General features: G+C 65.5%; 11 protein-coding genes. 4 read left to right on the top strand and 7 right to left on the bottom strand.

Annotation, left to right across the window (positions count from 1 at the left end; all coding sequences use genetic code 11):
* Positions 1 to 88: 88 nt before the first annotated feature.
* A complete protein-coding gene (locus KBI5_RS27330) occupies positions 89 to 964 on the bottom strand; it encodes a helix-turn-helix transcriptional regulator (protein ID WP_133057029.1) in 876 nt (291 codons plus the stop codon).
* A 76-nt stretch (positions 965 to 1,040) separates the two neighbouring features.
* Here KBI5_RS27330 and KBI5_RS13545 point away from each other — a divergent pair, with 76 nt between their 5' ends.
* Together KBI5_RS13545 and KBI5_RS13540 are read left to right on the top strand one after the other, a co-directional pair.
* Positions 1,041 to 1,883 (top strand): alpha/beta hydrolase, encoded by an 843-nt coding sequence (locus KBI5_RS13545; RefSeq protein WP_011438398.1) that lies wholly within the window; start codon positions 1,041 to 1,043, stop codon positions 1,881 to 1,883.
* Positions 1,884 to 2,163: 280 nt separating this feature from the next.
* Positions 2,164 to 2,673, top strand: coding sequence for an ester cyclase (locus KBI5_RS13540; RefSeq protein ID WP_023840033.1), 510 nt, complete (start codon positions 2,164 to 2,166; stop codon positions 2,671 to 2,673).
* A gap of 177 nt (positions 2,674 to 2,850) precedes the next feature.
* Here KBI5_RS13540 and KBI5_RS13535 read toward each other — a convergent pair whose 3' ends face one another.
* Positions 2,851 to 3,360, bottom strand: a complete 510-nt coding sequence (locus KBI5_RS13535) for an SAM-dependent methyltransferase (protein WP_085015431.1) — start codon at positions 3,358 to 3,360, stop codon at positions 2,851 to 2,853.
* A gap of 309 nt (positions 3,361 to 3,669) precedes the next feature.
* On the opposite strand from KBI5_RS13535, the gene KBI5_RS25895 reads away from it, so the two are divergent.
* Entirely contained in the window at positions 3,670 to 4,410 is a 741-nt protein-coding gene (locus tag KBI5_RS25895; RefSeq protein ID WP_133057028.1) for a hypothetical protein, read from the top strand.
* A complete protein-coding gene (locus KBI5_RS13525) occupies positions 4,382 to 5,566 on the top strand; it encodes an ImmA/IrrE family metallo-endopeptidase (RefSeq protein WP_241882866.1) in 1,185 nt (394 codons plus the stop codon). Before KBI5_RS25895 ends, KBI5_RS13525 begins: the two co-directional genes overlap by 29 nt.
* A gap of 129 nt (positions 5,567 to 5,695) precedes the next feature.
* Here KBI5_RS13525 and KBI5_RS27845 read toward each other — a convergent pair whose 3' ends face one another.
* From KBI5_RS27845 to KBI5_RS25310, 5 genes are all read right to left on the bottom strand, one after another.
* The gene (locus tag KBI5_RS27845) at positions 5,696 to 6,040 is read right to left on the bottom strand and encodes a transposase (protein ID WP_277870102.1); all 345 of its coding nucleotides are present in this window, start codon (positions 6,038 to 6,040) and stop codon (positions 5,696 to 5,698) included.
* Positions 6,041 to 6,399: 359 nt separating this feature from the next.
* A complete protein-coding gene (locus KBI5_RS13515) occupies positions 6,400 to 6,582 on the bottom strand; it encodes a hypothetical protein (protein WP_085015428.1) in 183 nt (60 codons plus the stop codon).
* 583 nt (positions 6,583 to 7,165) lie between these two features.
* Positions 7,166 to 8,191: an ATP/GTP-binding protein gene (locus tag KBI5_RS13510; RefSeq protein ID WP_085015427.1), complete on the bottom strand. Its 1,026-nt coding sequence runs from the start codon at positions 8,189 to 8,191 to the stop codon at positions 7,166 to 7,168.
* Positions 8,185 to 8,796 (bottom strand): hypothetical protein, encoded by a 612-nt coding sequence (locus KBI5_RS13505; protein WP_085015436.1) that lies wholly within the window; start codon positions 8,794 to 8,796, stop codon positions 8,185 to 8,187. The genes KBI5_RS13510 and KBI5_RS13505 overlap by 7 nt, the downstream gene beginning before the upstream one ends.
* 306 nt (positions 8,797 to 9,102) lie before the next feature.
* On the bottom strand, positions 9,103 to 10,638 hold the full coding sequence (locus KBI5_RS25310; protein WP_116289911.1) for a helix-turn-helix transcriptional regulator: 1,536 nt from the start codon (positions 10,636 to 10,638) through the stop codon (positions 9,103 to 9,105).
* Between the last annotated feature and the right edge of the window lie 689 nt (positions 10,639 to 11,327).

Genomic DNA, 11,327 nt, shown 5'->3' with positions numbered 1-11,327 from the left:
TTCAGACGTAGTGCGCAGAGCCGGTTATGAGGGGCGAATGAGGGCGCCCGCAAGCATGACCTGGGCTTCCGATATCTGGTCAGATCGGTCAGAGGAGCTCCGCGGCGTCRGTTCCGCGTCTGCCGGACTGCCACATGATGGCCAGCTCGGTGCGTGACCGCACGCCGCACTTGGCGAGCACATGGGTGATGTGACGTTTGACGGTCCACTCCGAGATCCCGAGCTCCCGAGCGATCAATCTGTTGGGCCATCCATCGGCAACGTAGCGGGCGATTTCGTGCTCGCGGATCGACAAGACTATTCCCGCCGGCGCGACCTGATGTTCGAGATGGCTGCGCARCAGGTACGACAACGTCGGCCGAAGTCCCCGCAGGAGTTCGTGATCTCTATGATCGAAGGTGCGCCCGCCCGTCGCAACGACTCCGATGTAACCGTGAACGGGCAGCGAGGTATCCAGCCAGACGAGGATCTTGTCGCTGATGTCGTTTTGCGGCAAGAAATCCTCGAGGAATTCTCCGCATCTGTCGTTGCCGAGGGCCATCTCTGCCAGTTGCGGGAGCACGGCCTGGCCGTATTCCTRCATCAGTTGACGAGCGAACTTGTGCGCGAAGACATCTCGACCGGCATACCTGTCCAGGTAGCGTGCCATGAGCTCGGGAAGGATGCCACGAGTGCGGGGCTCGCTCAATTCCAGCTGCAATGACGGGTGGCGGCCGAGGGAGAAGGTGAGGTGCTCGTAGCCAAGGTGCGCCGAGAACGCGTCGAGGACGACGCTACGGAAGGACGGTGACTCGGTCGCACCGACACAGTCGTTGATCACCGCGAGAGTGCGGCGGTAGTCCGCAGCTTCCAGCTCCACGATGGCCTCCAGCAAACATGCGTCCAGCGCGACGTTACCCACCCGGAGAGACGCCACTTCCGAACGAATCACCATATCACTCGCCGCCAAGATTTTCAATGCCACCTAAGTGGCATTGAGGCGGACCTTCACGACAATCATTGTAGTGGTGCCGGTCACATTCTAGTCCAAGGTGAAATCCATGAAAGAGCATATCGTTACCGGGGCCGCGGGGGCACGACTACGAGTCCTCGAGCACAGCCCGGAAAAGGCGCCCACCGTCGTGCTGGTCCACGGCCTGTCGCTGAACGCGGGYGTGTGGGACCCGCTCGTTGCGCGGATCCAGAATTCGTTCCGCATCCTGGCGCCCGACCTTCGTGGGCATGGCCGCTCGGATGTACCCGAGGACGACACCTACGCGCTCAGCCGCACGTGGGCCGAGGACCTCGCGGCGGTTATCTCGCTCGCCGGACCGGGGCCGGTGGTTCTGGTGGCGTGGTCCTACGGCGGTCTGGTGGCTACCGACTTTCTACGCACCTACGGACAGTCCGGTCTGTCCGGACTGGTGTTGGTGTCCCCGTTGCGCAAGATCGGTAGCGCGGACGCCCTGGCGCTGTTGGGACCGGACTTTCTCGCGACAGCCGGTGGACTGACCTCGACCGACCTCGGCGAGGCGGTTCCCGCTGCGGGCGCGTTCGTCGATCTACTGCGCGCCGGGGACTGGGATCAGGCCACCCGCGAACGACTGCTCGGCGCCGTCCTCGCGGTACCGCCGCGGGTACGGGCCGCGATCCTCGGGCGCGTCGACGACGGCGATGAGGTGCTCGCCGAACTGACCATCCCCACCCGGATCATCTACGGCAGCGACGACACCGTCATCATCCCGGCCGCCTTCGCCGAGTTGGACACCATCATTGCCGCGGCGACCGTGACCGCGTACCCCGGCGTGGGGCACATACCGTTCGTGGAGAACCCCACACGCTTCGACACCGAACTCACCGAGTTCGTCGGCACCCTTTCATCTGCCACTGCTGCCGTGCGCTGACCGCARCATCCACCCGATTATTCGGCATGGTGACGGACGCCGTGCCGTACCGAAGCTGGGCGAAGATAAGGGCCCACYGGTGAACGCGGGTCCGCATTCTGAAGAACGRCATTTATTCGACCGGTTCCGCACCTGCCCGCACCCGGTCGACGCTTTCACTCAGGACGTCTTCGTGRCCGTCTTCATGGTCTTCTTCGTGGGTCTTCTTCGCACTGGAGACGGACGGCCGTTAGAAACCAAGATGGAAAAGTAAACACCAATCAGAAAGGAAATCAATACCATGATCACTATTACCGTCGAGGAGCGGATTGCTCTGCAACGTGCGACCATCGAGGAGCACATTCGCCAGGAGAACGCCAAGGAGTGGGAGAAGGTCTACGACACCTTCGTGCGTGACGAGCGTTCCTTCTACGATGTCGTCCCCATGAGCACCCATTACGAAGGCATCCGGGGCGTGCAAGACTTCTACGAGGCGCTCACTGTCGCCTTACCAGACTTCGTCATCACCGTCACCGGAGAATACGACCTCCCCGGCTATTCCTGGCGAGAGGTGACTGTCACCGGAACGCATCGGAGCGAGTTCGCCGGTATCACTCCACAGAACCATGTGGTTCGCTTCGAAATCGCCGCACTCTACCTCTTCAGCGACGACAACCCCGGCAAGCTCATCGCCGAACGCGCGTACTGGGACAACGACTCGATCTTCCGCCAGATGAAGGGGGAGGCCGACGCCCCCCGCGGCGGAGTTGGCCTGACCGACCGCGAACCCATCCGCGCAACCATCGCATAACCCACATCCATGGACAGGGCGCGCCGTCGTAACGGGCGGCGGCGTTGCCCTGTCCTGCACAGGCAGGGAAGGCCGCCGAGGACAACAAAACGCGCAGGCGCGCCCTGGCGGCTGACCACCTACCGGCCGGGCGAGATCTCGCATATCCACAGTGTCATGGACGGCGAGGCGCGCGGGCTACGGTTTCCGGGCGATTCCGCCATACATGTACACGTGGGCATCGTCCAGCGCAGCCGCCTCCTCGTCGGGATGCCAGTGGTGGACGAGCACTACTCCGGGGTCAAGCAGTTCCAGCCCGTCAAAGAAACGCTCGACCGTGCTTTTATCGCGCGCGATCAGCGGAATGCCGTTGGCGTTGTATGCGGCCTCCCCGGCGCGAGCTTCCTCGGGCGCGCTGTCGGCCGTGGCGGTCGACAGCGCCAGGATGCTCCCCGCCGGCAGCGGGCGCATGAGCCGGTCGATGATATCCTGAACGATCGCGTCATCAGTGATGAACTGCACGATCGCGATCAGACTGACCGCCATAGGCCGGCCCAGGTCGAGAGTTTCCCGCAGTTGCTCGGGCTCCAGGATCCCCTCCGGGTTGCGGAAGTCGGCGTCGAGATAGGCGGCCCGGCCCTCGGGGGTACTGGCGAGCAGTGCTCGGGCGTGCACCAACACGATGGGTACCACCCCCTGGCTGCACATGTCCACCGAGGGGTCGGTTCAGGGCCTCGCCCCAGAGCAGGTACGGCGCTACCCCCTTGAGAGGGCGGAGCCCTAGGCCGTCACCCTGGCGCGCTACCTGCGTGTTTGGCCGCTTGGCGGGGGCCGAGACGAGCCACTTTGGGGTTGATTCGGGGCCCACCATCGGCGTCGAGGCCCGTCGGCGAGCCTTCGTCACGCGGGGTTGGGCAGGTAGAGTTGACCGTTTGCACGCGGAAGACTACACAACGCCAGCCCAACTTTCAAGATCAGACTTGCTCGATAGTGAAAATCTGGGTACAAACTTGTCCCATGAGTTCATCGTCGACGTTGAGGTCGGTCGTAGRGACCCACGCCCGGGGCCTTGCGATGCTTCGGGCACTCCTGGTCACGGCCCTTCGGGACTCGGCGACGCTGTACAAGCCGCGCGGGCGCCCGCCAAAGGGCATGGCCATGTCCGTAATGATGCGAGACAAGCTGATCGAGCTGGCTCTCCCATCAGCCGACCTCGCGGCGGACGGCCTGTCCGTGATGGCCTACGGACAGGACTGGGTTCGGATCACGTTCCGTGGTGGYGTGACTGCGCCGCTTAGAAAGCGGCCTCCGCGTACAGGAGCGGTGACTCTGGAAGGCCAAGAGGATCTTTTCAGCTTGCTGGACGACGAGGAGGAACCAGCCCCTCCCGTCGACGCCTTCCGTGACTCGCCGCTGTCCCTTGTGGTTCTGTGGGACTACAAATGGGCGGTGGATAGTGAAGGCAACATTACAGACGATATCCTCGCCTACTTTGGCGTCGCCCAAGTAGGGTCTAAGGGTGGTGAGCCTGACTATCAGACGGTAGTGGATCATGTTGAGATCTCGCCGAATGTAGTCCCACTGCTACCTGTTGCGCCGCCTGGCTCAGACAATGATGATGACGAGCTGGATGATCTGATAGGACGTTGGGACCAGGACGCTCCCGCATCCGAGGAAGAGATCACAGACGCGCAGGAAGAGGCGCAGGACAAGGAAGGCCGTGGGGACGATGATGCCTCTATGGGAGGACGAGACTGATCAGGAGGTATACGGGGAACGGCTCCGCGACGCGCGCGTAATCCAACGGTTGAAATCTGTCGCTGTTGCCGAAAGGGCCGATTTGGCGCCCGATCGATACTCTCGCCTCGAAAACAGCTTTTCAACCAAACTTGACCGTTTGAGGATTGATGCACTCGCGCGCGCGCTCGATTTTCCTGCGCAGTTTCTCACTGCCGCACCAGTAACGCCTGTACAGCGCGGAAGCCTGCTCTTTAGAGCCAAGAAAGGTATGACGAAAGGCGAAGAGGATCAGCTAGTAGCGTGGGCGAGGCTAATCGGTGACCTATTGCATAGGGCGGAAGAAAGAGTGCGTCTTCCCTATGTCAAAGTGCCGAGAATGCCTGTGTCGATAGCGCCCAGAGTCGCCGCCGAGGCGTGTAGGTCGGCCTTCGGGGTCGCGGCCGACGCTCCGGTGCCGCACCTTATACGCCTGCTGGAGCGCAACGGGATTCATGTTGCCGCAGTTGACTTCTCAGCAGAACTTCACGCGAAATATCATGACGCGTTCTCGACGTGGGTCGGCTATGCCATGGACCGTCCCTTGGTGGTAATTAGGGCCACGTCGTCGTGGGAAAGAACTCGCCTCTCGGTCGCACATGAACTTGGCCATCTTGTGATGCACCAAACGCGGCGAGGTGGTGATCTTGAGGCCGAAGCCTACGCATTCGCATCGGAGTTTCTGCTGCCTGGCGACCTGCTTCGTGACAGCTGGCCTGGGCAGGCGACGCTTATCTCGCTGATGCCGTTGAAGAGGAAATGGGGGATGTCGCTCGCGTCGCTAATTGAACACGGATATCGGAATGGCCTTCTCGGCGACGCGCAGCGCATCAATCTTTATAAGCAGATGTCCAACAGGAAAGATCCGGGAACGGGTGAACGGTGGCGTGTCCGTGAACCAGGCTGGAATGATCGTGACCCTGAGCGTCCGAAGCTAATAGCGAAGGTTACCGAGACCGCTTTTGGTGTTGACGTCTCGGTCGGCAAAATTGCGTCTGAGGTCTATCATTGGCGAAGTGATCTAGTCCGACAGCTCCTTGAGGGTCAGGCCACGAACTGGTCCAAGGAGGTGGTGGTATCGGCGGGCGAGGAACGTCTGGCCTCGGTTGTTCCCATGAGAAGCCGCCTTGATCGCTAGTGGCGAAATGGGGTACTTTGCAGACGAACCCGGTGTGGCCGTGGCCGGCCGGGTTCAGGTAGCGCTCCTACGAGACCCGCGAGGGAACTTCCTTGTCAGATCAAGCCCAGGCCGGCGGGTCACGTGGCCTCACGGCACAGATATGCGATCGCAGCGCCGACCCTCCGTGCCTGATCTGAATCCTGCACGCAGTGGGCCATGACGTGCTCTGCTACAGTACTTGGGCCAGTTCCCCGGGACCGCCAGCTCGGTCGTCCCGGCCCGGGTATCCCACGCCCGATCCCGATGGCCATTCCGACGATTGACTTTTTCTGGAGATACCACTCCAGAATTCGCGTTAAAGATCTCATCGACCTCGGCGTTCATCAACGCCTCCGCGAACGCCTTCACCATCGAGCTCAACAGATCAGGAATCGCCGCCAACAGCTCCTTCCCGAACCCCTCCGAGTCGGTCACAGACGGACACACGGCCATCGCGTATCTCTCCTCATCGAGTCGCTTGCAGGCTTTCTCGGGATGATCAGGCGATGGCCGTCCAACGTCACGCACCGTTGCCATCTGATGAGTCGCTAGACGATCACACTCCATACATCACGTCCGTAGACTCCACTTCCGAGCCGTGCGACGTGTGCAACCAGGGTGCGGGCTGGAGGTCGCCCCGACCACCTAATAAAGATGCTGGTGAGGCGCCCGAAAATGCGCCGGCACGACCGCTACCACCCCTTGGCCACACATGGCAAGTGGTATTCGTGTGCCGGAACGGCCGTGAGTAATGGTGGGCGCACATGTCGGTGTGCTGGCGCGTAGACGACGGTGGTCCCTTGCTTGGGAGGTTAGGCGGCGGGCGGGCGCCGGACGAGCACGCCCGCGATGAGGGTGGCGACTGCTGGCGGGACGGGTGGGGCTTCGGCAAGCGTCTCGGCCAGCCAGCGCGCCACCGCATCGGCGTCCGATTCGGCATTGTGGGCGTTCTGCACCCCGGCCGGGCGGGCCTTCGGTCCGTCGGCGTCCGGCACCACTGTGGCGCCGTTCCCGCCCGTGTCCTCCGTGCCGGCCTGCGGTGGCCCGTCCCCTGTTTGCGGTCGATCGTCGCACGAATCGGCGGGTGCAGGACGGCGGACGCGGGACGGGCGGACGCGGGACGGATCGACCACGGCACCTCACAGAACCGGCGGCGGAAATGCGGTAAATAAAAGCTAACCGGACTATCCTCTACCGCCAACAGGGCGCGTTCCGTCGACCGCTTCCGCTAGCTCCCACGGTTAGATACGATGCCAATTGCGRCATGATTCCTGGCTCGCTTGGGTGGGTGTCAGATACCGGCCGACCTGCATCGATGCGCCACCTCGGACCTACCCGCTAGACAGGTAGGCGGATGGGCGGTCCGGTAGGTAAACGGACGGGCGGTCCGTAAAAGAACAGACCTTTCGGTCATTTCCGCGCAAAACAGGCAATGATATGTGACGTAGATCACGCAAGATGGGTGTTGGTGGTACCCGATCCTTCCATCGGACGAGGTTGGAACGCGGAAAGGCGGGGGCCGTACCCCTGGGCGGGGCCGGACGACCCGAGGGAGCCCTGTGTGGGCGGGTCTTGTGCTCAGCCCCCGCCGGTGCTCAGTGCGGGGATGGAGATGACGGTGACCTGGGTGGTGGAGACGGTGGTGAGGCCGTTGAACGTGCCGGTCTGGCCGGCGCCGGTCCAGGTGACGTTCCAGGTGATGGTGGCGGTCACGGGGAACACGGCGCCGGGCTGGTCGTCGGAGACGGTCTGGTAGGTGTGGCCGCAGTCCGGTGAGGACGCTTTCGGGTCGATGTCGGGTCGGTAGGGGGTACCGGGGCCGGTGCAGCGGACCTGGGCGCCGTCACCCATCGCCCAGACGACCTCGGCGGGGGTGGCGACGGCGGTCACTGACACGCCGCCGGCGGCGGCTGTGGCGGAGACGGGATGCCAGCCTGCGGGGTCGAGCCACATCCAGGTGGGGAGGCGGATGAGCTGCCGGCCGGTCGGGCTGAGTGCGATCGTCGGGCCTTGGAGGCGGAGCTGGTTGCGGGCCTGTTCGGCGAGGGCCTCCGGGTCGGGGGCGGTTGCCGCCGGGCCGGCCTGGCCGTCTGGTATCCAGACCGGGGGCCGGTAGAGCGCGTCGCGCCACCCGTCGTTCTGGCACTGGTAGACGTACCAGGCCCCGGGCTGCCTGTCCGGGGCGGTCGCGGCAGGCAGGACGCGCAGCGACCCCGGCCGGTGAACCGCGGCCACGACGTGCGGTCCGCCGTCGCGCGGGATGGAGCGGAACGCAACGGGCCGGATCGGGTCGCCTGCGGGCTGGAAGTCGCTGCGGGTGTAGGAGCAGGTTGCGAGTTCCGACGGGTCGAGCGACACATCACCCGGCGGGCGCACCGCCGGGCCGCTGGCCGTGCCGCCCTGCRACCCGCCGGCCCGCGGCGCCGGGCGGGCATCCCCGTCCGGTGGGAGCTGGGGGCTGTTGTTCTGTCCGGCGGCGAGTTCACATCCGGGGTAGGGGTTCTGGTCGCAGTCCGCGGAGGTGAAGATGTCGGCGTAGGCGGGCGTTGTGACCGCGAGGACGCCCAGCAGGCAGACGGCGGCAGGGACGGCGTGCTTCAGCATGACCCGAGTCCCTGCACGGCGAACYGGGTGACCTTCCACGACCCGTCCTCGTGCAGGCGAACTTCGGAGGTGATCGCCCGCCGGCCGCCGGGTTCGTCGGTGAACGCCGGCCCCGCCGTGCGGTACCGCAGCCAGGTCGAGCTGTCAGCGCAGTCGAACACCATCACCGTCTTCGGCGCCTCCGGCGGGCTAACCGAGGTGACCTCCGGATGCAGCACCGGTGCCCCCCGTGCTACCAGCCCGTTGTAATGATCGGCGTACAAGATGCCGGAGGCGACCTGCAACGCCGACCCGGAGGCGTAGCGGACCAGCTCGGGTGACTGCCAGTTCGAGGTGTGGCTGGCTTCGGCCATCGCCTGCCACAACCCGACGTACGCGGCCACGGCCCGCTGCCCGGCGATCTCGGCGGGCGAGGTCGGCGACGGCGACACCGCGGGCGATGCGGTGGCGCGGGACGGCACAGAGGGGGCCGAGGTCGCGGCTGGTCCCGGTTCGGAGGCGTGATTCGAGCTGCACGCACCCACCACAGCGACGGCCAGCAGCACACCGGCCGTGGCCCACCGCGCCRGCCTGCGGCCCGTGGGGAGTTCCGAACGAGGAGCCACCGCATCCACCTCGCAACGTCCGGCGGCGGTCCGTCACCCCTGTGCTGCGGACCGTTTCCCTCCATGCCTACCTCGCCGGAACGCCAGCGAGCCGTTCCAACTCGGAAGTGGGAACGGCAACCCAGCGCAAAATGACCCGTTATAGCCACATCGCTTCTAGTCCATCCAGGTGTCGCATGTGACATAACGGGACCATTCACCGCTGTGAAACGGGGGAATGCTGGGCACCGTGCACCCGCCCAGCGACACCCCAGAACCGAACGAGACAGCCTTCTGGGCCCCCGATTCACCGTCGACCGGCGGCGCTTACCCGTCGTCCCGGCCGAGCCGAAGAGCCTCACCCAGATCAGCCGTGGTAGGGCTTCCCGGCCAGCGTGCGGCCAGGTCGGCGTGCAACCGCGCCAGCCGTGGCAGCAGCCGGACGGACCCCGTCGCGGCGATGATCGTCGCCGCCTCGATGCCGGCTGTGCCGGCGAGGTCGGGGCTGTCGGCCTGGAGGTAGGCGGCGGCCAGGTGGCAGAGGAACTCCGCCGCCCAGCCGGAGGTGCGGGCGTCGCCGAGTCCGGTGAGTCCGCGGGTGAGGCAGCGAATCGCCTCCTCGTTGGAGGCCGGGTCGTCGCGGCCGAGGTAGCGGCAGACCCAGCCGCGTTCCAACGCATAGAACTCCGGCGTGTAGTAGTAGATCCACGCCGGGGCCGCCTCGCCGTCCGCCGCCGCGGCGGCAGCGAGATCGGCGCCCCGAGCCAGCGCCTCGACCGCCGGCCGGCGGCGGCCCGCCAGCGCGTGGGCGCGGGCTTCCTGATGGGCGTCGTAGGCCCGCTGGCCCACCCACACCCGCCCGTCCCGCGACGCCGCCCGCGACAGGCCCACCGCGGCGTCGAGCTGGCCCAGGTGGAACGCCAGATGACCCTTGAAGCTGACCGTGGTCGCGTGCAAGGTGGTCGCGTCCACCTCGAACGCCCACTCCGCGGCCCGGTCCAGCCAGCCACGGGCCGCCGCCCACCGGCCAGTGGAGATGTGCAGCCAGCCAGCGAACTCCGCCCACTGCGCCCCGATCTCCACCAGCGGCCCCCGCACCCGCCCCGACGCCTCGCCAATCAGCCGCTCCACCTCACCCAACTGCGCCACCACCGGCACCAACAGCCGAGCCGAACCGATCAGATCCYCCGTCGCCCGCTGCTCGGCCAGGATCGCCGCCAACGACGCCACCACCCGACCATCCACCCGGCTCGGCCACGACACCGCACCGCGCAGCCGCTCCTCCTCATCCCCGTCGAGAAACCCGGCCTCCCCGGCGGAGGCCATGGGCTGTGGCGCGCCGCCATTGCCCTGTCCGCGGCGGAACAGGTCATAGGCCATCGGGCCGACCCGATCCGTCCCACGCTGCCCCGACAGACCCCGCACGCCCGCATTCCCGTGGGCCGGATGGTCGGAATCCGCGATGTCCCGCCGCGTGAGGTCGAGCAGCAGCCGGTCCTGCCGGCTGAGTCGCTCCCGATCCTCAAGATCCACAAGTCGATGAACATCGGTGCCGTACACCTCGGCGAGCAGCGCGAGGACCTGCGGAGTCGGCCGGCGCCGATCCGGAAACGGCCAGTTCTCCACCTCACTCAACCGCGGGGGGCTCATCACCGGCATGCCATCCGGATCAACACCGGTGCGGGTCGCATGGGCATTGATCCGGTTGGTGGCCTCCTGCAATGTCCACCCGAACGCATGACGGAACGCTGCCCGAGGGCGCAGCCGATAACGGCGGGCGAACTCGACCGCGGCTTCCTCGTGCGTCATCCCGACCGCACGCATCCGCGCACGCAACTCGTTCTGCTCCACCCGCAGACTCACCCGCGCCACGCACCCCGCCCCCATCCCATGCCCGGTCCCGAGCCGGACAGCCGAACCGCTCCGGCACGGACGTCCACCGTAACGGGACCGTCGCCAGCCGATCACGGCCTCCCACTCCGCCGAACCGCCTTCCTGCCGTCGCCGCGCAGGACAGCGGCCGAGCGGGCGAGCGCTGATGGCCTCACCCGGCGTCCGCTCGCTGCCCATCCCGGCCCGGAATCTTGTCGTGGATCGAGACTCGCGGTGACACGCCCGGCGGGCCAGAGATACAGTTGTGAACCGATTCGGTAAGTAGCCGAGGTCAGGGTTGGGTCGGTTCTCGACGAATATGAGATTCCCCGCGGCGTGAAGTTCCGGAGGAAAGATGGAACTTGGTGTACGGCTACCGCAACATTATCGCCTGGAACTCGTGATTCTCGACCGCGACGGTGTCCTCAACCGCAATCTTGATCGCGGAGTTCGACAAAGTTCCGACTGGGTGTGGCTGCCTGGAGCCAGGGCGGCTGCGAATCTTCTATTCGCGCACGGCATACGTCTCATGGTGGCGACAAACCAAGCCAATATAGGTCGCGGTATTATGACCACCGAACAGCTCGCGGCCATCCACGGTCGCATGGTGGACGAGTTGCGGCCGGCCCAGGTCAGGCTCACTGACGTTCTGTATTGTCCGCACCTACCCGATGACAGGT

Source organism: Frankia sp. KB5, from assembly GCF_002099325.1.
GTDB classification, from domain to species: domain Bacteria; phylum Actinomycetota; class Actinomycetes; order Frankiales; family Frankiaceae; genus Frankia; species Frankia casuarinae.
This window is presented reverse-complemented; position numbering and strand designations above follow the sequence as displayed.

Coding starts and splice junctions, on each gene's coding strand:
- KBI5_RS13540 (WP_023840033.1), top strand. CDS start 2,164: ATGATCACTATTACCGTCGAGGAGCGGATTGCTCTGCAACGTGCGACC.
- KBI5_RS13535 (WP_085015431.1), bottom strand. CDS start 3,360: ATGTGCAGCCAGGGGGTGGTACCCATCGTGTTGGTGCACGCCCGAGCA.
- KBI5_RS13525 (WP_241882866.1), top strand. CDS start 4,382: ATGATGCCTCTATGGGAGGACGAGACTGATCAGGAGGTATACGGGGAA.
- KBI5_RS27845 (WP_277870102.1), bottom strand. CDS start 6,040: ATGGCCGTGTGTCCGTCTGTGACCGACTCGGAGGGGTTCGGGAAGGAG.